Below are 22218 nucleotides of genomic sequence, written 5' to 3' on the forward strand. Positions count from 1 at the left end.
AAATGGATAAATATAACGTTCGCGCGACCGTTAGAAACGTAAGCTTTCTAAGCACGCTAATAACGACTACAAAAGATGGCAAAAAGCGCCCAAGCATACGTTTTTGGCGCATTTTCACCATCGTGCTAGTTCATCTTTTATTTGTGCTCTCATACAGGGTCGATGTGCAAATTTTAGAGGGCGACATCAGCGCTTCTAGGATACTTGGCTTTCACCTAGCAGACGCATTTATGAGCTTGCAAGTCTTTTTAGCAACGCATGAAATTCATGTAAATTTACTAATCGGCTCGCTTAGTATCCTAGCCTTTTACATCATTTTTGGAGGCAGAGGCTTTTGCTCGTGGGTTTGTCCGTATTCACTCATAAGCGAGATAGCTGAGAAAATTCACGAAAATTTGCGCGCCAAAAAGATAGTAAAACCGCGAGTTTTTGACACAAAGTGGCGATACGCTTTTACTATTTTGTTTTTGGCTCTTAGCTTTGCTAGCTCAAGTCTTGTCTTTGAAATTTTTAACGTCGTTGGGATATTTTCAAGATTTATCATCTATGGCTACTTTCACGCTATCTGGCTAGTTGTAGCCATGCTTGCGGTTGAAATTTTCTTTTCACGCAGGGCATGGTGTAGGTATGTTTGCCCTGTTGGAGCGAGCTATTCGCTACTAGCAAAGCCAAATGCGATAAAGATCGGCTGGGATAAAGAAAAGTGCGACCACTGCTTGGTTTGCAGCGATGTTTGCCTAGTGCCACACGTGCTTTTTATGACAAAAAAGGGCGCAAAAACTGATGATAGTAAAAAGCTCTTTAGGATAGCTGGGGCTGACTGCACGCTTTGTGGCAGGTGTATCGACGTGTGCCACCAAGATGCGCTTAAATTTGACAACGGCTTTAAGAAACTCATATAAGGAAATTTTTTGATAGATATAAAAGAAGTAACGAAAATTTTTGGCTCGCAAAAGATACTTGATAGCGTCAGTCTAAATGTAAAAGCTGGCGAAAAGATAGCGATACTTGGGCAAAATGGAGCTGGCAAGAGCTCGCTCATGCGTATCATCTTGGGCGAGTTTGTGCCAAATAGCGGAAGCGTCGCGATAAATGGCGTAAATACTCTAAAAGATAGAAAAGAGGCGCTAAAGTTTATCTCGTTTGTGCCACAAACCCCGCCACCACTTAAATTTAGCCTGCGTGAGCTTTGCGAGTTTGTCTGCAAAAGCTCAAATGTCAAATTTGAAGAGATAGAGAAATTTAGCAAGCTTTTAGAGCTTGACCTGCATGCAAATTTAAACAAGTCCTTTTACAAACTATCTGGCGGTATGAAGCAAAAGATGCTAATAGCCATCGCATTTGCCAAAGATAGCGAAATCTTGATGTTTGACGAACCAACGGCAAATTTAGACGTAAAAGCAAGGGAGTCTTTTAAAAATTTACTTGATAACTTCATGCAAAAAAAGACGTTAGTTTTCATCTCGCACCGCATAGATGAGATCGCTCATTTGCTTGATAGATGCGTCTATATGGACCTTGGCAAGATCATCAAAGAAGAAAATTTAAGGAGCAAGAGTGAATAACCTTTTTTTAATAGCAAAACTAGACGTCAAAGAGTCGTTTCGCTCGAGGTGGTTTGCGATCTATGCGCTTCTTTTTTCTGCTTTGATGATAGGATTTTTATTTAGCGGAGTGACTGACTCGCGCGTGCTTGGCTTTTCTGGGCTAACAAGGGCGCTACTTTTGTTTATACAAATTTGCGTCATCATCGTGCCGATATTTATCCTCATCTCAACCGTTAGAAGCATAAATCAAGACAGAGACACAAACCTGCTTGAATACGTGCTAAGCTTTCCGCTAAGCCTTAAAGAATACTACTTTGGCAAGGCGCTTGGGCGGACATTTGTCGTTTTTGTGCCACTTTTGTTCTCTCTTTTGCTTTGCGTGGTGGTTGGCTTTATAAAGGGCGTGTCGATACCTTGGGGCGTGCTGGTGCTTTACTTTGGCCTACTTTTTAGCCTAAGTATCGTCTTTTTATCGCTTGGCTTTTTCATATCAAGCCTTATTAAAAATCAAGAAACAGGTCAGGGCGTGGCGTTTTTGCTCTGGCTTATCATGCTAGCTTTTATCGACCTAGCGCTCATTGGGCTGCTTATGCGAAGCTCAGTCGATGAGTACGTCATCTACACCATCGCGATGCTAAATCCGATCGAGCTTTTTAGGATAGCAGCGCTTAGTCTTTTTGATCCAAATTTAGCAGTCATCGGCACTGCGTCTTACTTTATCTTGGGCACATTTTCAAAAGCGACCTTCGTAGCTTATGCGATCATCTATCCTTTGGTACTTGGCGTGATCTTGCTAGTTTGCGGCTATTTGGGCTTTAGCAAGAGAGATCTTGTTTGATTGTTTTTTGTTAAATAAGAGTTGGCTTTAAATTTAGACGAGGCTTGTATTATTCCACTTGTCCAACAAGAAACCTCCTTTTTGTAATGACCCCCTTTCCCCCAAAGGGGGTTTATCTCTTAAGGAAATTTATGAAAAAATCCATTTTATTTTTAGCCTTTGCCATTTTATCTCTAAGCGCAAACTGGGATGAAAATATGCAAAACTGCATCAACAAAAGTGACGCAAAAGCTTGCGAGAGCTTTACTAAAAAGCTTTCAAGCGAGTGCGAGAACAAAGACAAAACCTCTTGCTTTTTATATGCTGACATGCTAGGGCGAGGTCTTGGCGTGGAGAAAGATCTGGTTAGATCTTATGAGATATTTAAGTCGCTTTGCGAAAATGGCAGCAGCGAGGCTTGCTACGAGCTAGCTACAAAATATCTGCAAGGAAACGGCGTAGAGCAGAGCTTTGATCTATCTGCAAATGCCCTTGATAAAGCTTGCAAGATGGGCAGCAAACGAGCTTGCAACGTCCTAGAGCTTGTGTCTAAGAATTGAAATTTATCTAACATTTATATCTATGACGAAGTAAATTCGCAAATTTTAAACTTTCATTCACTCGCAAGAATTGACTACTAAAATTTGGCTTCGCTTGCAGCTAAGCTCAAATTGTCGAGCCGAAATTACTCGTTCATGAAATTTTAAAATTTACTATAAATTCTCTCACATAAAACTCATGCGGCACGACAGTGCTATCGCATGCACTTCTAACGTCGTCGGGGTTAGGGGATCGTTAAGGGGGAGCTTCTTTGCTTCGCAAGCTCGCAACTGCAAGCAGACCGTAATTCAAGCCTCTTCCCCCTTAACAAAGAAACAAAACTTTAAATTTCTAAAAAGCTATTTTGCAAATTTTAAAATCTTACTCACTCGGCTTAGCAGACTACTAAATTTAGGCTGCACTACGTTTAGCACTAAATTTAGAGTCGTGATATGCTCGCTCATAAATTTTAAAATTTGTCAGGGCTTCTTTATAATAAAACACATGCGGCACGATAGTGCCATCGCATGCCACCTTGAACGTGCGAGGGGTTTGGAGGATTTAAAAAGGGGGATAAGGGGACGGCTTCGTGTCTGCCCCGCAGTTGCGAGCCTGCGAAGCAAAATTCAAGTCCCCTTGTCCCCCTTTTGAATAAAAAATTTTAAATTTATAAAAATCTATTTAGCAAATTTTAAAACTCCATTCGCTCACAAGAATTGACTACTAAAATTTGGCTTCGCTTAACGCTTAGCTCAAATTTTAGAGCCGAAATTACTCGCTCATGAAATTTTAAAATTTGTCCGAGTTTTTAAGCGCATTTAGCGAGATACCTTTTTACGTCGCTAAATTAAACATTACAAACCACGTTTAATAGTAATAAAAATAAAATTTCAAATGTTAATTTTTCTTTTATACAAAGCATACATTTTTATCTTTTTAAAAGAGAAATTTCATCAGCAAATGCCTAAATATCGCGATTAACTTTAGTATTACGCAGAATTTCTTTTTTATTAACTAAAAATTTCATTAAAATTTATATTTAAATAATAACATTTCATCGTCCTAAACGGGCCCTCCTTTTTGTAGCGGTTAAGACTTTGCTTCCCCCTTTTCTGGCTTTTCCGCTTACACAAAGAGGAGTTGTCTCTCTTTTTTTTTAAATCAAATTTTTACCTTTCTAAACTCAAATTTCACAAGCGTCACTTTCTTTTTAAAATTATATTTTGATAATGGTTTTAAAAATTATAAAAGCAAAAATCTTATAAAATTGCGAGCTGTTATCAAGACTAACTTTTATAAAGGTGGCAAAAAGGGGTGAAATTTTTAAATTTAAAGCTTTTTTACAAGGTGCATGCATATTTGTCGCTTCTCTTTTTTATCCCGCTTGTTGTAGTTTGCTTTAGCGGTGCGATCCTCGTTTATAAAGACGAACTAAACAGCCTTTTTATCCCAAATATCGTAAATGTAAATTTAAACAAAGAAAATTTAAGCAAAAGGATTAGCTTTGATGAGCTAAGAAATATCATCGCAAGCAAGTTTGGCGGCTACGAGATGGTTGGTATAAATATCGATGCAAACCCTAAAAAGTGTGACAAAATTTGGCTAATCGAGCATAATGACAGCAAAAAAGAGTGGAAATTTATCTATTTTGATGCTTTTAGCGGCAAGATAAAGAGCGAGCCACTTGCGCACGATGAGGGATTTTTCGGGGTTTTGGCGCATATCCATGAGGAGCTTTTGCTTGAAAAAAGTGGCAACATTATCCTCTTTCTAACAGCTATTTTTACATTTTTTATCTGCATTAGCGGCTTTGTGATCTACCGCAAATTTTGGCTAACTCTGCTTAGACTGCGCGTAAATGGGCTAAATGTTTTCATGAACGACATACACAAGATAATAGGAATTTTTTGCACGCCAGTTTTACTGCTCATTTGCATAAGTGGCGCTTGGTGGGAATTTAGGATGGCACGCATGCCAGAGTTTAAAAATGACTTTGTGATAGATGCAAAAATTTACAACAAAAGTTTATCCCTTGATGAGCTGGTGGCTCGTTCAAAAAAAGATATAAAAGGTTTCGAGCCACACTTCATCTCGCTGCCTTTCATGCAAGGGGCAAACATCCGCATCTTTGGCTATGTGATATGGCAAAGTTTTGTGCATAACGAATACTCAAGCGTGATCACCTACGACAAAGAAAGCGGCAAACTAGTTAGCGTCCTAGACATAAAAAATGCAAATTTAAGCGAGAAAATCCTCTCAGCCTTTAGGAGATCGCACTTTGGAAACTATAACCAAACTACGAAATTTATCTGGTTTATAGTAGGCATCTCGCCGTTAGTTTTGAGCATTTCAGGGCTTTATCTGTGGTTTAGAAAATTTAAAAGGAGAAAAAAATGAAAAAAATTTTACTTAGCTTAGTTGCTTTAAATTTGGCATTGCCTCAAATTTACGCTAGTGAAAATGACAAGGTTTTAGAAGCAGTCGATGTCGTGGAGAGTGAGCGAAGAGACGATGCAAACTACTTTGCAAAAGAGCTTGTAAAGAGCACAACTAGGCTAAATTTAACCTCTCGTCAAACGCCCCAGTCGCTAACTGTGCTAACAGAGGCCAGGCTAAAAGATCAAGGCATCAAGGACTATCTGGTGCTTCTTAGAAATATCCCAGGCGTCACGCTAAACAAAATGGACGAGCGCGCATATCCGACGGCTCGTGGCTTTAAGATAGATTATTACTTGCTTGATTCGATGCCTAGCTTTAGCGGCTTTAGTCTTGGCGCATATGATATGAGCTTGCTGCCTTATGAAAGAGTTGAGGTGGTAAAAGGGGCAAATGGCCTACTTGCAGGCGCTGGCAGCCCATCTGCAAGCTTAAATTTCATAAGAAAAAGGGCAGACTCAAAGGAGCTAAAAGGAAATTTTGGCGTAAGTGCTGGCTCATACGATAGATACGGCGTAAATGGTGATGTGCAAACGCCTGTAAATGAGAGTGGAAGCGTCAGAGCAAGGCTTTCATTTATACATGAGAAGTCGCACTCTTATATGGATTATTACAACCGAAAAAATAGCGCGATTTACGGCGTAGTCGATAGTGACATAGGCGATAGCTCATGGGGCTTAGTCTTGGTGCGTTTTATCAAGAGCTAAGACGCCGTGGCGTTAGGTGGGGAGGTATGCCGGCATTTTACACAGATGGCTCTAGGACAAATTTTAGTAAAAATGAAATTTTCTCTCAGCCTTGGACGAGGTGGGATATAAAAACACTTGATTTTTATGCTGATTTTAAGCACTACTTTGAAAATGAAGCGAGCTTAAATTTAAGCTACTCATTTAGGCGCGCAAATACTGATTCAAATTTACTTTATTACGGCGGACAAGGTAACAAAGGAGAAGTAAATTTAGACGGCACTGGCAATATAAACGGTCTTAGTATCTACGCAAACAAAAGAGAGGAGAATATCCACAACGTAGATGCATACGCAAATATCCCTTACGAGATAGCAAATTTATCTCATGAGTTTGTCTTTGGCGCGATGTATAACAACTATAAAAAAATTAGCGATAAGGTAAGTAGCTACTGGTTGCAAAGGACTACACCAGCTGGGCTTGCTTATACAGCTAGAAGTAGGATAGACTTTAAAAATTTACACCTTGATGATCCAAAATTTCCTTACGAAGATCAAAATAACAAAGATAAAACGATACAAAAGGCATTTTACGCGGCAAATAAACTATCAATCACCGATGAGCTTAAATTTTTGCTAGGTGCTAGGGTGAGCTACTACAAATACGAGATCGAAGGTGGCAAAGACAATAGAAATTTCACAAATGAGATCACGCCATATCTTGGCATCACCTACGACATTGGAGCAAACCACACTCTATATGCTAGCTACACGAGCATATTTAAGCCTCAAAACGTAAAGGACGCAAACGACAAATATCTTGATCCGATCCAAGGCAAAGACTATGAAGTGGGCATCAAAGGCGAGTATCTTGACGGGGCACTTCAAGCAAGTCTTGGCGTCTTTAAGATCGTGCAAGACAAGCTTGGCATAAACACTGGCAAGAAAAATCCAGCGACAAATGCCGATATATATGAAGCTGGCAAAGGCGTGACAAGCAGGGGCGTCGAGCTAGATCTAAACGGCGAGATCACTAAAAATTTAAGCCTAAGCTTTGGCGCAACGCACTTTAACGCAAAAGATGCTAATGGCGAGAAATACGCCACCGACTCATCAAGAAGCACGGCAAATTTATTTGCAAAGTATGAATTTAGAGACTTTAGAGTAGGGGCTGGAGCTATGTATAAGAGTAAAATTTACACTGGCAATGGCGCAGGTGAGATCACACAAAAGGGCTACACCTTGGCAAATTTGATGTTTGGATATAAATTTGGTAAAAACTTTGACGTGCAGCTAAATATCGACAATCTCTTTAATAAAAAGTACTACGAGGGCATCGGCAAAAACATGATGGTTTATGGCGATCCACGCACATTTAATCTCAGCTTTAACTATAAGTTTTAGCTAAATTTACTCTAATGCGCCAGCTAAATTTCTAGTTGGCGCTCTTCATTTTTTGCATAGTAGGTGTATAATTTCAAAAAACTAAGGAATTTGCATTGCTAAAAGTAGAAGTGATATATAAATTTTGTATCGTCTGTGCTCTTGCCTGTGGGATCTGCCTGCTTGCATTTACTGGGCTAAATTTCGCCATGGGCGAGTATAATGAGTGGATGATGAGCGCGCACAAATTTGCAGGAGCTTTGATCGTTTGTGCTGTGATCTTGCACCTTTTTAACCGCAGAAGAAAGCTAGTAAAGCTCATGAATGAGATGATCGATGTCGCCACGCACCGCAAAAATCCAACGATCTGCAACATGGACCGCATCATCGCCTCGCTTGAGCCTTACACTATCAGTGAAATTTCACGCATGCTTGGCTTTGACGAGACTGAGTTTTGCAAGAGCTTGCGCGAAAATGATGTTAAATTTAATGACGCCAGCCAGACTTTACGCCAGATCGCGAGGCTAAACGATGAGAAGATATTTTTCGTGCTAGTTCTCATCGTCGAAGCCAAATTTGGCAAGAGATTTTGCGGTGCGGTAAGTTGCAATGTCGCAAGAAAATTTTAGTACTCGCTATGCTCCTGCCACCTTCGCTCCTCAAGGTCGATGTGATACAAAAAGATCCTGATGATCTCTTCGTCGATTTTTGGGTCTTTGTTTAGCTCACGAAGCGCCTTTCTTTGCTCCTCTAAAATTTCAAAATATCTCTGCCTACTCTCGTCACTGATCTCAAAATTTTCGCTCTCAAGCTCGAAATTCCAAACTTCTTCAAGCTTTTGAAATAAGAAATGCTCATCGCCCACAAATTTCTCCTTTTTAAATTTAAGCGAAGCCTGCGCAAGTGCCTTTTTGATCTTGATCCTTGCAAGTTCATTTGGCATGTGGTCGTTAAAGTCTGGAAATTTCACGCTTTTGATGAGCAGTGGCAAGCTTAGCCCCTGAACTACGAGCGTTAGTAAGATCACAACAAAGGTGATAAACAAGATGAGATCTCTATGCGGAAACGGCTCGCCCCCAGCCATGGCAGGGATAGAGAGTGCCGTAGCTAGCGAGACTACGCCCCTCATGCCCGCCCAACCGACGATAAACGGCGTCGCTTTGCCTGGATTGCGATCATCCGCCACGCTGATAAAGCGCTTCATAAATATCGTGATATAAACGGCTCCGTATGATGCCATGAGGCGGATAACGATGAGCACGGCAGTCACCAAAACGCCGTAAGATAGTGCCTCAAGCAGCGAGACACCGCTACGCTTTAGCCCTGCTAAAATTTCAGGCAGATCAAGGCCGATCATGGTAAAGGCAAGGCCGTTTAGCAAGAAGATAAAGTTGTACCAAACGGGGAAAGCGTGGATCCTTGTTGAAGCGGTTAAAATTTCGTTTCGTTTTGTCGAGAGGTAAAGTCCGCCGCAAACTACCGCCAAAACGCCGCTCGCGCCAAGCTCCTCAGCTAAAATATACACAACATAAGGCGTCGTGATCGTCATGATCGTATCGATGTTCTCATCGGTTGGCAAGGTCTTATGCAAAAAGTAGGCTACTAATGCCACCACAAGACCGACCAAAACACCGCCAGCCACCATCCAGACAAAGCTTGCAGCCGCCTTGTACCAGATAAACTGCCCAGTTGTCACTGCAACTGCGGCGAAGCGAAAGATGATGAGCGATGATGCGTCATTTAAAAGGCTCTCGCCTTCTAAAATAGCGCTGATCCTGCGCGGTGCTTTGACAAATTTAAAGATCGCAGCCGTGCTCACCGCGTCTGGTGGCGAGACGATAGCTCCTAGCATGAAGCCTAGGGCGAGCGAGAAGCCAGGGATCACTAAATTTGCTATCACGGCAACAGCTGCTGCGCTTATGAAAACGACGATAAATGCAAAACTTCCAATCACTCGGCGCCATTTATAGAGCTCTTTTAGTGAGTTTGCCCATGCGGCCTCGTAAAGAAGCGGCGGTAAAAATATGATGAAAATAAGCTCTGGATCGATCCTGATGGTGGGTAAATTTGGCACAAAGCTAATGGCAAGCCCGCCAAGGACTAATAGCACTGGATAGGCGATCTTTAGGCGGTTTGAGACCATCACTAAAGCGATGATGATAGCTAGCAGTGCAAAAACTAGCAGTAAATGTTCGATCATTTTTGTCCTTTAAATTTCTTTTAAATTTATGGCGGGTAGAGAGAGATTCGAACTCTCGGTGAGTTGCCCCACACACGCGTTCCAGGCGTGCTCCTTAAACCGCTCGGACATCTACCCAAAAAGAAGGTGATTATATCCTCATTTGCTTAATGCTTGGCTTTTAGAGCTTTAGCCCCAAGATAACGACATCTTTATACTCGCCATCCATCAGGCAAACGCCCGGCAGTTCGCCCCATTTTTCAAAGCCAAATTTCAAAAATAGCTCAAGGCTTGCTTCGTTTTTGCTAAAGATTAGCGCGATGATATTTTTTAAATTTAGCTCTCTAGCTTCATTTAGGCTGTGGGCTAAAAGCTGCTTGCCGATACCCTTTTTAAGAGCCTTTTTAGCGACATAGATGCTTATTTCTACGCTTATATCGTAAGCGATTTTAGGGTTAAAATCACTTAGCGAGCAGTAGCCTAAAATTTCATCATTTTCTTTGTAGATAAAAATAGGGCGCGAGCCGCCGTGGGCGTTAAACCAAGGCTCTCGCTCCTTTGTGCTAACTGGCCGCATATCAGCAGTCGCACTTCTTTCTAGTATGTAGTCATTATAAATTTGCGTGATCGCTTCAAGGTCGCTTAAATTTGCTCGCTCGATCAAGCCTAACCTTTTTTGGCTGCTTGATAGATCGGCTCAAGCTTTGCTGCGATCTCTTTTAGATCCTTGATCCTGCTCTCGTTTGATGGGTGAGTGCTTAAAATTTCAGGCACTTTGCCACCACTCATCTTGCTCATCTTAACCCAAACTTCGACCGCCTCTTTTGGATCATATCCAGCTCTTGCCATTAGCTCAGTGCCGATGTGATCAGCCTCGGTCTCGTGTGAGCGAGAAAATGGCAGTGAGATGGTGTATTGGCTGGCTAAATTTAGAGCGCTTGCGCCAAGGTCACCAAGTCCGGTGGCGGTTGCGACTGCAAAGATGCCGATGTTTTTGAGCTGGTCGGTGCTCGCTTGCTCTCTGCTGTGCTCTCTAAGCGCGTGGGCGATCTCGTGACCCATGACCGCTGCCAGCTGTGCATCTGTCAAATTTAGCTTTTTAATAATACCACTATAAACGACGATCCTGCCACCTGGCATGCACCAAGCATTTAGCGTATCTTCGTTGATGACATTTACTTGCCACTTCCATTTTAGTGCGTCCTCTCTGAAAACGCCAGTTTGCGCGATCAGCCTTTTTGCGATATCTTGAACCCTTTTTGTGAGGATCGGATCGACATTTAGCTCGCCCTTGCTTCTAGCAGCTGTGAGCGTCTTGACGTAGGCTTGAGCCGAGCTTTGCTCCATCGCTTCAGAAGATACTAGCATGAACTGCTTGCGATCTGCGCCCACGACGCCTGATTTTGTGACACTCGTGCAGCCTGTGATAAGCATGCTAGCTGTTAATAACGTAAGTAAAATTTTTTTCATTTTCATCCTTTTTGGATTAAAATTTGGCGTATTATAGCTTGTGTTGGATATGCATTGTTAAACGAAGTGCGAAATTTAAATTTTGCGATTTCAAAAATAGAAATTTACCACTTTTGCAAATTTTAAAACTTTCACTCACTCGCAAGAATTGACTACTAAAATTTGGCTTCGCTTATAGCTTAGCTCAAATTTTAGAGCCGAAATTACTCGTTCATGAAATTTTAAAATTTACTTGATACTTATATGCCTGATAAAGCCAATTTGTAAAATTTAAATTTCGCTCATTCGCTTAGTAGGCTACAAATTTCAGTTCTAGTTACTGCTTATCACTAAATTTGGTATCTTTATATGTTTGTCTATAAATTTTAAAATTTTTTGGATGCTCTTGTACAAAAAAACGCCTTTTCACTATTCTAATTTTATTGTCCAAATTTATATTTCTCTCAAATTCTCTCAAACGTTTATTGACCGATCTTAGCTCCGTTATCGTCGTCCAGTTATCGATAAAGACGCTAAAGCTCTCTCTAACCTGTGAGAAGGCATTGCTAGCTTGGATCAAAATGCCAAGCGTGATGACACCGCTAAATAGGCCATTTCCCATGATGATGTAAGGCACGATGACTAAAATTTGCGAAAACGAGATGAGCCAAAGATTGAAGTAGCCGTAGTGTAAAAATAGCTTGTAGTAGTTTAGCTTGACCCCTGTAAAAAGCTCTAGCATGACGTTTGGCTGGCAAAATTTGAGCTTATCATCCTCGCCATAAACTAGCTCTTTTCTAAACGCCGCCTCTGCTTTTTGGTTGTTATACTCAAGATGTGGCAGCTTTATGCCTACAAACCACGATACAATGAGGCCTCCAACGCTAATTAGTAGTGCGATATAAACTAGCGAGCCCTCGATGTCCTTGATGAAAGGTAGGCTCACGCTTTTGCTTAGCTCCCAAAGCACCGGTATAAAGGCAATCAGCGTCATAAATGCCTTTAAAACCTGCACGCCAAGGCTCTCCATGATCTTGGCAAAGCGGTAGACGTCCTCTTGGATACGCTGCGAGCTGCCCTCGATGTCGTTTTGGCAGTTTCGCCAAAATTTGAGGTATTTAAAGGTCATCGCCTCTCTCCAGCGAAAGACCCAGTGGCTTGCAAAGAACGATATCACCGTGTAGGTCACGACATATGGCATGGCGATCTTTATGAAATTTAATATCCCTTGCCAAAACTCATCTACATTGTGATCTTTTGAGTTTTGCACGATGTCGTAGAAATTTTTATACCACTCGTTGATGCGGACGTTTAGATGCGTTTGATAGACAAGCAGCAAGATGATAAATATCGCTCCGCCGTAAGCCCAAAGCGCCCATTTTTTGTCTTTGAAAAATGATGAAAACATAAAGTGCCTTTTGTAAATTTTGGCAATTATAGCAGGCAAGGGTTAAGCATTTATATAAAATTTAAACCCAAACTATATCATTTTGCAAAATTTTAGCGTAAAGGAAAATGATGAAGAAATTTGCATTTTTAGCTCTTAGCCTTTGTGCGACCTTAGCACTTGGGGCCGATATGAAGGTCTATAAAAGCCCAACTTGCGGTTGTTGTGGCAACTGGGCGAGTGCTATGCAAAAGGCTGGCTTTAGCGAAGAGACCATCAAAGTAGATGACTTGGTCAAGGTTAAAAAAGAATTTCATGTGCCACTAGAGCTTTCAAGCTGCCACACAGCTATCGTTGATGGCTACGTCATCGAGGGTCACGTGCCAGCAGATGAGGTCAAACGCCTGCTGGAGCTTAAACCAAAAGATGCCGTTGGTATCGCAGTGCCTGGCATGCCTATGGAGAGTCAGGGCATGGAGCAAGGCGGCAAAGCCGAGCAATACGACGTCATACTCTTTAAAAAAGATGGCTCACAAGAGGTCTTTGCTACTTACATCGGCTCTAAAAAGCTAAAATAACTTCAAATTTAGACTTAGCTCGTCTTTTGATGGGCTAAGTTAAAAAGAAATTCCCTTGCTAATGGCGATGATGCAGAGCAAAAAGGCTATTGGCACATAGATAAATTTACCCACAAAGTACCAAAATGAGCCGTAAGTTTTATTTGCTCCGGAATTTACTTCGTCTAAAATTTCTTCTTTTTTGATGATCCAAAACCAAGATATTGCACCGATGACTGCGCCGATCGGGATGATGTAGATAGAGACAAAGTCCATCCAAGGTCCCCAACTGCTAATAGGCTCCATAAACGCTCCAAAGCCAAAGCAAACCACGCAAAGTAGCGCAAGCACCCAAAACCTGCTAAGGCGCGGGAATTTATGCATGAGCGACTCAGCGACCACCTCAAACATATTTTGAAGCGATGTGATACCGCCAAAGATGACTGCAGTAAATAGTATGATCGCAAAAATTTGACCGCCGATCATATTTTGTAAAATTTTAGGAAGCGTTACGAAAAGTAGCTTTGGACCCTCAGCTGGATCCATAGCGTAGGCAAAGACCGCTGGGATCATGACAAGCGCTGCTACAAGCGCTGCGAGCGTGTCAAAAAATGCCGTAGTTTTAGCGCTTTCTACGATGTCCTCATCCTTTGAAAGATATGCTCCATAAACTATCATGCCAGAACCAGTGATAGAGAGCGAGAAAAAGGCTTGACCCATCGCTGTGACCCACACCATCGGATCTTCAAGCTTGCTAAAATCAGGGATAAATAGAAATTTATACCCCTCAAATGCGTTTGGAAGCATCGCGACATTTATAGCCAAAATGGCAAATAGCACAAAAAATAGCGGCATCATTATTTTATTAGTCTTTTCGATGCTTTTTGCTCCAAAAAATAGCGTAAGAAGCGTGCCAACGATGACTATGAAGTGATAGGGCAAGACTGAGTACTCGGCAAGCGCAAATGAGTTAAACCAAACATTTGTATCAACGCTCATAAATGAGCCAGTAAGCGCCTGAGTAAGGGCTTTTAGCACGTAAGCGATGATGACAGCGTAGCCGATGGCTATGCAAAGTGAGCCAGCAAGTGGAAGCCAGCCGATGATGCTGCCGATGACGCCTAAATTTCTACTTTGCCAAGCAAATTTATATGATCCTAGCGTGCCAGTCTTTGCGCGTCTGCCGATCGCATACTCAGCGCTTAAGCCAACGTAAGAAAAAAGTGCGACAAAAAAGATGTAGATGAGTAAAAACGCTCCACCACCATTTGTGCCAAGCTTGTAAGGAAAGCCCCAAACATTTGCCATACCAACGGCTGAACCAACTGAGGCTAGTATAAACGCCCAGCGTGATGAAAAATTCTTTTTGCTCATTGTAAAATCCATAAATTTAGTGATGAAAATAATGTTATCAAAATATGATTTAAGAACTTTTTATAAATTTTAAATTTAAGAAACGTTGTTACTTTTGGGCGCGGCTAATTTGACCACTAAATATAAATTCGCTATAATCAGCCAAAATTTTTAACTCTTAAGGATCATAATTGTACCCCAGTAGCGATAACTCGCTTTTAATGGTAATACTTGCCATTATATTCATTTTACTAAACGCATTTTTTGTTTTGTCGGAATTTTCCCTTGTCAAGGTTCGCAAGTCTAGACTTGAAGAGCTTATCAAAGAGAAAAAGCCAAACGCCCAGCTTGCCTTTGAGATGTCAAACAAGCTTGATACCTATCTTAGCGCCACTCAGCTTGGCATCACGCTAAGCTCACTTGCCCTTGGTTGGATCGGTGAGCCAGCAGTTGCAAGGCTCATAGAAGCCCCACTTAAAAATGTTTTTAATCTTAGCGATATCTTAGTTCATACGGTCGGCTTTGCGATCGCATTTACGCTTATCACGCTACTTCACGTCGTTATGGGCGAGCTTGTACCAAAGTCAGTCGCCATAGCCAAATCAGAATCAGCAGTGCTTAAAATCGCTCGTCCGCTTCACTTTTTCTGGATACTTTTCTCGCCTATCATAAAGCTTTTTGACATCCTAGCTACATCTGGACTTAAAATTTTAGGCATCCAGCCAGCAAAAGAGAATGAGCTAGCGCACTCTGAAGAGGAGATCAAGATCATCGTTGGCGAGAGCTTAAAGGGCGGCGTGCTTGACAGCTTTGAGACTGAGCTTATCAAAAATGCAGTTGATTTTAGTGACACGGTCGCAAAAGAGGTTATGACGCCAAGACGCGACATGATCTGCATAAACAAACAAAAGAGCTTTGAAGAAAATTTACAAGTCGTTTTTGAGTCAAAATATACTCGCTATCCTTATATAGACGGCTCAAAAGATATCATTTTGGGCATGATACACATTAGAGATATCTTGCAGCTACACTTTAGCGAGGATAAAGAGAAGAGCTTTGATGCGATCGTGCGTAAATTTGTCATCGTGCCTGAGAGCCTTTCTATATCAAAGGTGCTTGTGATGATGAACAAGGAGCAAATTTCAGCAGCACTTGTCGTTGATGAGTATGGCGGCACGGCTGGACTTCTTACGATGGAGGATATCATGGAGGAGGTGCTTGGCGACTTTAACGACGAGCACGACGAGGTCGATCAACACTATAAAAAGATAAATGAAAACATCTATGAATTCCAAGGTAGATACGATCTAGAGAGCGTTGAGGAGCTTCTTGGCATAAGCTTTGATGAAGAGACCGATCAAGTCACGATCGGCGGATATGTCTTTAACCTTATCGGTCGTTTGCCAGTAGTTGGGGACAAGATCGAGGATGAAAACTGCTACTACGAGGTGAGAAAGATGGATGGAGCTAGCATCTCACGCGTAAAAGTTAGAAAAAAGATAAAAGAAGAAGAGGAGCCTGCTCAGGCTTAGTTTATAAATTTAATGGCTTTTTTGCCATTAAATTTAACCTCACAAATCATAAAAAATAGGGCAAATTTAAGCGGCATTGTGCTTTTTAAAGGCTACAAGCCCTTAAATTTAACTTCTAAAACCACAAAATTTAAAGTGGCACTACCTTATTTAAATAGCTCTCTAAAACGTTACCGCCGCTTTTTGTAAATTTGGTTATAAATTTTAAAAATAGCTTGCTAGTTTTAAATTTATCATCCACTTGCAAAAGTAGCTGCGACTGATCTTGCTTGTGATATTTAAATTTACTAAAGTTTATTAGCCTTGGCTCGTAGATGCGACGTCACGAAATTTCGTCATAAATTTCTCTATCGCGCTCATCTAGGCTGCAGCGAGAGAGCCAAATTTCTTTTATTAAATTTTAATAGCTCTTTTGTGGCCAAATTTGCTTATCTATTTTTATGTGTAAATTTATCTTGATAAAAGCGTGCTAGATCTTTGCCGTGCTTTAATGCTAGCTCGTAGTACGGCGTGTCTGGGTTCTCGCCTATCATCTCATAGAGCTTTTTACGAAGCTCTGGTAAAAGGCGAAGATCGCTATAATCTATATTCTTTTTATACGCTGACAAGCCTTGTAAGAGCAGGGCATTTGAGTAGTTTATGCCGCCAGTTTTGCTGCCAGTAATGTTAAATTCATTTTCATATTGCGCACGAGTTAAGCTAGTTGGTATGCTAAGCTCTCCCCTCTCTAGGCAAATTTTATCATTGCTACTGATGAGATACTCTGGAAATTCTAGCTCTTGGTAGTTGATATCTTCGTGATCATAATAGACCCACTTTATGCTGTCTTCATTTTTGCGGTTGAAACTGCTTTTGTAGATGAAGCTACCCGGGATTATAAAATCACGGCTTTTTAGCACCGGCGTATCTGCTATATCTTTATAAACAGCAACCAAGTAGCAGTCACTAAAAAAATCAAGCGGCCAAAGAAGACCCTCATTCGCTCGCTTTACAAGGCGGTTTTTAATATCAACTAAGATCTTGCCAAAGAAAAATTTCTTGTAGTAGTCATTATAGACGTAAAATATGTCGCCTTCTTTGAGCTTTGTCTTGTCTGGCATTTTATAAATTTAGCTCTTCCAGATGTTTTTGTTTAGCTCCAGATCACGCACGATCTCCACAAAGTCGCTAACTCCTGCGATGTAGTTTTGCACGCTCTCGTTGCTGTTTATCGGCTTTTTAAGATCAGGCTCAAAGCTATCCTTTCTAAGATCGATCGCGATAAAAATTTCATTTTTTAAAAAGACTGCCGAGAGTGGGGCATCAAATTTAGTTCTTAGAGTAGTGAAATTTTCCATCAGCTTTGGCGTCAGAGCGTATCTAGCAGCGATCTGATCGGTCGTGTAGGTTTTAAAGAGCTCATTAAATTTAGGGTTATCCATCGTCGCTTGCTCGCCATCGCTTCTTAGATCAGAAGTTCGCTTTTTATCGCAGACATAGATCGTGGCGTTTAGCTCTTTTTTAAACTCAGCCTTTAGCAAAATGCCTTGAAATTTCACCGTTGTGGTGGTGCGTTTCTCGCCTTGTGTCTCTTTTGCCGCATAAAAATCGCAAAGCTTAAACTGTGTGTTATCGATCTGTCCGTAGATCATATCCTCTGCGTAGTGTCTATTTACGTCAGCGTCATAAATTTTTAAAAAATCATTTAAACTTAGTCCGCCATTTGCGCTGAAATTTAGACCATAGTTTTTTACGATTACGCCAACTACTTTTTGTTTAAATTTTGCTATAAGCTCGTTTTTTAGCCCATTTATCGTCTTGCCAAGATAAAAAACTCCGCCTATTAGCAAAAAGAAAAATAAATTTCCAAGGTGCAGTGATGCCAAAAAACCACTTACAACTATGATGCCAAGAAAGCCATAAACTATCATTTTAAAGGCTTTTTGCCCCATAGCAAGACGCTCTTTTTCAAGCTCGTCAAGATCGCTTAGATCGATGCCTTTTAGTTCGTCTGCTTGCATTTTTATGCCTTATTTTTTGAAAAGATCACCGACGTTTGGAGCAGCTGCTTCATTTTCAGGGATATCAAAAAAGACATCTTTGTGAAAGCCAAACATTGAAGCTACGATGTTTGAAGGAAACATCTGTGTGGCGTTGTTGTAAATTTCAACAGCTGAGTTGTAAGCGCGTCTGGCAGCTGAAATTTGCTCTTCAATCTCATTTAGTGTGCTTTGGATGTGAAGTAAATTTTGATTTGCTTTTAGATCAGGATAGTTTTCTACGCTCACTCTTAAACCATTTAGCAAGCCTGAAATTTTGTTATTTAGCTCAAATTTCTCCTCATTTGTAGAGGCGCTTCTAGCACTTTCTCTAAGGGCAGTGATGTTTTCTAGTAGGCTCTTTTCATGCACCATGTACTCTTTTGCAGTAGCTACTAAATTTGGTATGAGATCATACCTTCTTTTTAGCTGTGCGTCGATGCCAGCCTCCACGCTTTTTACCTGGTTTTGCTTTGCAACAAGCGAGTTGTAAAGGCTGATGAAAAAGACAAAAATGACTGCGATAACAAGTATCACGATGACGAACGAATTCATAACTTTTCCTTTGAAATTTAAGTTTGTTGTAGTTTATCCAAAGTTGCTTAAGAGTATTTAAACACCGAGGTTGGGTGATTAAATTTAATATTATAATTTAATCTTAAATTTTACATATAATTTATATAATTAAAAATTGTTTTTTACGAGGAGGATAAATGAGAACGGTAAACGTAAAAGATATAAAAGAGACTGTTGCAAAGCTTTGCAAACAAGCCTGTTACGTCGTTACACCAGATCTAAAGGCTGCTTTTACAAAAGCTCAAACCACTGAGAGCTCATCTCTAGGTAAAGATATCTTGGGCAAAATTTTGCAAAATGCCAAGCTTTCAGAAGAGGGCGTTGCGCCTATTTGTCAAGATACAGGTATGACGGTTGTCTTTGTAGAGATCGGTCAAGACGTGCATATAGAAGGCGGATATATCGAAGATGCGATCAATGAAGGTGTTGCAAAGGGCTACACTGAGGGCTATCTTAGAAAATCAGTCGTTGCTGAGCCGCTTTTTGAGAGAAAAAACACTACAAACAACACCCCAGCCGTCATCCACACTAGGATCGTCCCAGGCGATAAGCTAAAGATAAAAGTCGCTCCAAAGGGCTTTGGCAGTGAGAACAAATCAATACTAAAGATGCTTGTGCCAGCTGATGGCATAGAGGGCGTTAAAAAGGTATTTTTAGAGGCTGTAAAATACGCTGGACCAAACGCTTGCCCTCCAATGACAATAGGCGTTGGCATAGGCGGCACTATGGATAAAGCTGCACTTCTAGCTAAACAAGCCGCAGTTCGTCCAGTAGATAGCAAAAATGCCGATGCAAGATATGCAAAACTTGAAGATGAGCTTCTTGAGCTTGCTAGCAAAACTGGCGTCGGTCCTCAAGGACTTGGCGGCGATACAACTGCTATAAAAGTAAATGTCGAGTGGTATCCAACTCACATCGCAGGCCTACCAGTAGCCATAAATATCAACTGCCACGCTGCACGCCACGCAGACGCCGAGCTTTAAGGAGATAACATGTCAGAAGTAAAAAGAATAACAGCACCATTTGATAAAGAGGTGGTAAAAAGCCTAAAAGCAGGCGACAATGTCCTAATCTCAGGCACTATCATCGCTGCTCGTGACGCCGCTCACAAGGCGCTAACAGAGGCTCTAGCACGCGGCGAGAAGTTGCCAGTTGAGCTAAAGGGCGAGACTATCTATTACGTCGGACCAACTCCAGCTAAGCCAAACCAAGCTATCGGCGCAGCAGGCCCAACAACAAGCGGTAGAATGGACAAATACACACCAACTATGATCAATGAAGTTGGCATAAATGGCATGATCGGTAAAGGCTACCGAAACGACGCCGTAGTAGAGGCTATGAAAAAATCATGCTGTGTTTATATGGTCGCTATCGGTGGAATCGGAGCGGTCATTAGCCAAAGTATCAAAAAATACGAAGTCTTGGCCTACCCAGAGCTAGGACCAGAGGCAGTTGCAAGGCTCACAGTAGAGGACTTCCCAGCGATAGTCGCTATCGACTGCGAGGGCAATAACTTCTACGAAGTCGGTCAAGCACCTTACAAAAAGATCTAAATTTGATCCGCTAGCACCCCAGCTAGCGGAATTTACCCCTAAAATGAAAACTTTTTACAACGATTAAGCAAAGCCACTGCTTAAATTTTTTACCAAACCCAAAAGCGAGCTAGTAAATTTAAGGCTAAAGCAAATTTTAGATGAGGGCTTTGTTTCAAAAGCACAAGGGATATTTCTAAAAAGTGCCATCAAAAAAGGTGAGAAATTTGAAGAAAACAAGACGCAAAATGAGTGGTCGCTAAATGAGATAGTAGTTTTTGAGAGCGAGTATGAGAGTTGCGAGGAGTATTTTAGTGATGTGGGCTCGTTTGCCATGAAGCTGGCTGATAAATTTAGAGCAAGCGGCATTAGCAAGGAGATGATCTTTGCTGTTTCGTTTCAGGCGCTGCAGTTTTTTACGCTGGATAAGGAGCAGTTTAAATTTATATATGAGGATTACGACGAGAGCATAAACTCCGCTCACATCAAAATTTACGCCAAAAGAGAAAACGACGAAATTTTGCTATATAAAGATGGGATGGAGGGCTACAAAACTGAGGCGCTAGTCGTCTTCGAGGTGGCTAGTAGTAGCCAAGACACATAGTATCAGTTAGTTTTATGCGCTTTTCAAAGGGCGCTGGCGAGAAAAATTTGCACTTTTCGATGTAAATTCTATACGAGTAGCTAAGCTTAAAATCATCATAAAATTTCTTTAAATTTAAAAATTTGATACCGCAAATTTCATGAAATTCAAAAAGCTCATAAATTTTAGAGCCATTTTTAGCCACAAGGTGCGAGGGAGCAAGCGAGGTAAATGAGCAAAAAACGCCAGTTGGCACAAGACCATTTAACAGCGTGCAGGCTTGCAAGGCGCTTGCAAATTTCTCTGGGACGCTCTTTTTTCTAAGAAAAACGATGCGTGAGTTTTCAAATTTAGCGCTGATAGCATTTTTCCAAAAGAGGTAGGCGTTTGATGAGATGCCTGCGTTTTTGGCAAGCTGAGCGCCAAGTACGTAGTCATCTAAAAATTCGTTTGGTGCAAGGGTTATTTGCATCTTTGTCCTTTTGAAATTTTGCTCATTATAGCCTTTGGTGCCTAAAAATTTAGAAATTTATAGTAGGATTTTGCCAAATTTCAAAGGAGAAGATATGAAAAAACAAATTTCAACAAAAAACGCCCCACAAGCGATCGGACCATATTCTCAGGCGATTAGTGCAAATGGATTTTTATTTATCTCAGGTCAGCTTGGCGTCACACCAGCAGGTGAGTTTGCAGGCAGTAGCGTAGAGGCTCAGGCCGAGCAATCACTTACAAATTTACAAAACATTTTGGCTGAGGCTGGACTTAGTTTTGATAATGTCGTAAAGACTACGATCTTTTTAGCAGATATGGCAGATTTTGCTAAAGTAAATGTCACATACGCTAAATTTTTCAAAGAGCCATATCCAGCCAGAAGCACGGTAGCTGTGAAGACTTTGCCAAAAGATGCACTTGTAGAAATTGAGGTTATCGCAGCACAATAATGTCACAACTGTACCCAAGTACAATATACAAAGAGGATTAAAATGTCTTAAAATTACGTAAAATTTATTTTACGATAAGGATAGACATGCAAACTCAAGTAGGAGTAATCAAACAAATCTCAGGCTTAGTGGTAGCTGTAGATCAAAGTGGCGTTAGCCGCGTTTTAAAAGTTGGCGACGCTTTATATCTTGGGGAGGTTGTAAAGACCTCTTCAGCTTCTTCTAAAGCCGTAGTTTCAATGGACAATGGCAAAGATGTCACCATCTTGGGTGATGAGTCGTTAAAGCTTGACGAAAATGTAGCCGCAGGAGAAAAACCAAATACCGTAGCAGATGTTAGTGACTTGCAAAAAGCGTTGTTAAACGGCGAGGATCTAACAAAACTAGAGGAGACTGCCGCTGGTGGTAACGCAGCCGCAGCTGGTGGTGGAGATGGCGTTAGCCTTGGTGCAGCGTCGTTTGATGAGGGTGGTCACTACTCAAATATCAATGAAAATTTCCGCTCTATAGGTGATCTAAACAGCGCAAGAGGTGCTGAGAGGATAGGCGGCGTAAGCGGCGCAGCCGATAATGCTGGTGGTGAGGCAGCAACAATTAATCCAGATCTTACAAGAATTCCAAACAAACCATCTAAGATAGAATTCCCAGAAGATAAAAACCATGATGGCAAAATTTCTGATGATGAAAACACCAATGGTGACAA

The 22218-nt window shown here is 41.2% G+C and carries 23 protein-coding genes, 1 tRNA gene and 1 pseudogene; 14 read left to right on the forward strand and 11 right to left on the reverse strand.

Annotated elements, in window-relative coordinates:
* The first annotated feature begins 2 nt into the window (after positions 1-2).
* The 7 genes and pseudogenes from B9N65_RS09085 to B9N65_RS09115 all read left to right on the forward strand — a co-directional run bounded on the left by B9N65_RS09085 (position 3) and on the right by B9N65_RS09115 (position 8037).
* Positions 3-902: a NapH/MauN family ferredoxin-type protein gene (locus tag B9N65_RS09085; protein WP_087583649.1), complete on the forward strand. Its 900-nt coding sequence runs from the start codon at positions 3-5 to the stop codon at positions 900-902.
* Between the two features lie 9 nt (positions 903-911).
* Positions 912-1565, forward strand: a complete 654-nt coding sequence (locus B9N65_RS09090) for an ABC transporter ATP-binding protein (protein WP_087583650.1) — start codon at positions 912-914, stop codon at positions 1563-1565.
* Positions 1558-2385: an ABC transporter permease gene (locus B9N65_RS09095; protein ID WP_087583651.1), complete on the forward strand. Its 828-nt coding sequence runs from the start codon at positions 1558-1560 to the stop codon at positions 2383-2385. Before B9N65_RS09090 ends, B9N65_RS09095 begins: the two co-directional genes overlap by 8 nt.
* A gap of 131 nt (positions 2386-2516) precedes the next feature.
* Entirely contained in the window at positions 2517-2924 is a 408-nt protein-coding gene (locus B9N65_RS09100; protein WP_087583652.1) for a tetratricopeptide repeat protein, read from the forward strand.
* A 1294-nt stretch (positions 2925-4218) separates the two neighbouring features.
* Positions 4219-5301: a PepSY-associated TM helix domain-containing protein gene (locus B9N65_RS09105; protein ID WP_087583653.1), complete on the forward strand. Its 1083-nt coding sequence runs from the start codon at positions 4219-4221 to the stop codon at positions 5299-5301.
* Positions 5298-7429, forward strand: a pseudogene (locus B9N65_RS09110) (TonB-dependent siderophore receptor). Before B9N65_RS09105 ends, B9N65_RS09110 begins: the two are co-directional and overlap by 4 nt.
* Before the next feature lie 95 nt (positions 7430-7524).
* Positions 7525-8037, forward strand: coding sequence for a chemotaxis protein (locus B9N65_RS09115; protein WP_087583654.1), 513 nt, complete (start codon positions 7525-7527; stop codon positions 8035-8037).
* On the opposite strand, the gene B9N65_RS09120 is transcribed toward B9N65_RS09115, so the two are convergent.
* From B9N65_RS09120 to B9N65_RS09140, 5 genes are all read right to left on the reverse strand, one after another.
* Complete coding sequence (locus tag B9N65_RS09120; RefSeq protein ID WP_087583655.1) at positions 8034-9608, reverse strand: Na+/H+ antiporter; 1575 nt, start codon at positions 9606-9608, stop codon at positions 8034-8036. The genes B9N65_RS09115 and B9N65_RS09120 overlap by 4 nt on opposite strands.
* Positions 9609-9637: 29 nt before the next feature.
* Positions 9638-9725: transfer RNA gene (locus tag B9N65_RS09125), tRNA-Ser, on the reverse strand.
* 43 nt (positions 9726-9768) lie between these two features.
* Positions 9769-10251, reverse strand: coding sequence for a GNAT family N-acetyltransferase (locus tag B9N65_RS09130; protein ID WP_087583656.1), 483 nt, complete (start codon positions 10249-10251; stop codon positions 9769-9771).
* A 2-nt stretch (positions 10252-10253) separates the two neighbouring features.
* Positions 10254-11057, reverse strand: coding sequence for a M48 family metallopeptidase (locus B9N65_RS09135; RefSeq protein WP_087583657.1), 804 nt, complete (start codon positions 11055-11057; stop codon positions 10254-10256).
* A gap of 316 nt (positions 11058-11373) precedes the next feature.
* The gene (locus B9N65_RS09140; RefSeq protein ID WP_257640055.1) at positions 11374-12444 is read right to left on the reverse strand and encodes a putative transporter; all 1071 of its coding nucleotides are present in this window, start codon (positions 12442-12444) and stop codon (positions 11374-11376) included.
* 110 nt (positions 12445-12554) lie between these two features.
* On the opposite strand from B9N65_RS09140, the gene B9N65_RS09145 reads away from it, so the two are divergent.
* Positions 12555-13001: a DUF411 domain-containing protein gene (locus B9N65_RS09145; RefSeq protein ID WP_087583658.1), complete on the forward strand. Its 447-nt coding sequence runs from the start codon at positions 12555-12557 to the stop codon at positions 12999-13001.
* 39 nt (positions 13002-13040) lie between these two features.
* Here the strand turns inward: B9N65_RS09145 and B9N65_RS09150 are convergent, their stop codons facing one another.
* On the reverse strand, positions 13041-14354 hold the full coding sequence (locus B9N65_RS09150; protein ID WP_087583659.1) for a sodium-dependent transporter: 1314 nt from the start codon (positions 14352-14354) through the stop codon (positions 13041-13043).
* A gap of 170 nt (positions 14355-14524) precedes the next feature.
* On the opposite strand from B9N65_RS09150, the gene B9N65_RS09155 reads away from it, so the two are divergent.
* Positions 14525-15865 carry a hemolysin family protein gene (locus tag B9N65_RS09155; RefSeq protein ID WP_021086551.1) on the forward strand — a complete coding sequence of 447 codons (1341 nt, stop codon included), beginning with the start codon at positions 14525-14527 and terminating at the stop codon, positions 15863-15865.
* A 428-nt stretch (positions 15866-16293) separates the two neighbouring features.
* On the opposite strand, the gene B9N65_RS09160 is transcribed toward B9N65_RS09155, so the two are convergent.
* Genes B9N65_RS09160 through B9N65_RS09170 form a run of 3 tightly spaced genes read right to left on the reverse strand, consistent with a single transcriptional unit; the run spans position 16294 to position 18438 of the window.
* Positions 16294-16965 (reverse strand): sugar transporter, encoded by a 672-nt coding sequence (locus tag B9N65_RS09160; RefSeq protein ID WP_087583660.1) that lies wholly within the window; start codon positions 16963-16965, stop codon positions 16294-16296.
* A 9-nt stretch (positions 16966-16974) separates the two neighbouring features.
* A complete protein-coding gene (locus tag B9N65_RS09165) occupies positions 16975-17865 on the reverse strand; it encodes a DUF3137 domain-containing protein (protein ID WP_087583661.1) in 891 nt (296 codons plus the stop codon).
* Positions 17866-17874: 9 nt separating this feature from the next.
* A complete protein-coding gene (locus tag B9N65_RS09170) occupies positions 17875-18438 on the reverse strand; it encodes a LemA family protein (RefSeq protein ID WP_087583662.1) in 564 nt (187 codons plus the stop codon).
* 158 nt (positions 18439-18596) lie between these two features.
* Between B9N65_RS09170 and B9N65_RS09175 the strand changes: the two genes are divergently transcribed.
* Both B9N65_RS09175 and B9N65_RS09180 read left to right on the forward strand, forming a co-directional pair.
* Positions 18597-19442, forward strand: coding sequence for a fumarate hydratase (locus B9N65_RS09175; protein WP_087583663.1), 846 nt, complete (start codon positions 18597-18599; stop codon positions 19440-19442).
* A 9-nt stretch (positions 19443-19451) separates the two neighbouring features.
* Positions 19452-20012, forward strand: coding sequence for a Fe-S-containing hydro-lyase (locus B9N65_RS09180; RefSeq protein ID WP_021092611.1), 561 nt, complete (start codon positions 19452-19454; stop codon positions 20010-20012).
* Positions 20013-20075: 63 nt separating this feature from the next.
* Here B9N65_RS09180 and B9N65_RS11050 read toward each other — a convergent pair whose 3' ends face one another.
* Complete coding sequence (locus tag B9N65_RS11050; RefSeq protein WP_180385142.1) at positions 20076-20327, reverse strand: hypothetical protein; 252 nt, start codon at positions 20325-20327, stop codon at positions 20076-20078.
* Between B9N65_RS11050 and B9N65_RS11055 the strand changes: the two genes are divergently transcribed.
* Positions 20326-20595, forward strand: a complete 270-nt coding sequence (locus B9N65_RS11055) for a hypothetical protein (protein WP_180385143.1) — start codon at positions 20326-20328, stop codon at positions 20593-20595. The two genes, B9N65_RS11050 and B9N65_RS11055, sit on opposite strands and share 2 nt — an antisense overlap.
* Here the strand turns inward: B9N65_RS11055 and B9N65_RS09190 are convergent.
* Positions 20573-21046, reverse strand: a complete 474-nt coding sequence (locus tag B9N65_RS09190; RefSeq protein ID WP_087583664.1) for a cysteine permease — start codon at positions 21044-21046, stop codon at positions 20573-20575. The genes B9N65_RS11055 and B9N65_RS09190 overlap by 23 nt on opposite strands.
* A gap of 94 nt (positions 21047-21140) precedes the next feature.
* Between B9N65_RS09190 and B9N65_RS09195 the strand changes: the two genes are divergently transcribed.
* Together B9N65_RS09195 and B9N65_RS09200 are read left to right on the forward strand one after the other, a co-directional pair.
* A complete protein-coding gene (locus B9N65_RS09195) occupies positions 21141-21515 on the forward strand; it encodes a RidA family protein (protein ID WP_021090165.1) in 375 nt (124 codons plus the stop codon).
* 86 nt (positions 21516-21601) lie between these two features.
* Positions 21602-22218, forward strand: a 617-nt coding sequence (locus B9N65_RS09200) for a retention module-containing protein (protein WP_141083847.1), incomplete at its 3' end; no start/stop codon positions are given.

This window comes from Campylobacter concisus, assembly GCF_002165815.1.
GTDB classification, from domain to species: Bacteria; Campylobacterota; Campylobacteria; order Campylobacterales; family Campylobacteraceae; genus Campylobacter_A; species Campylobacter_A concisus_BH.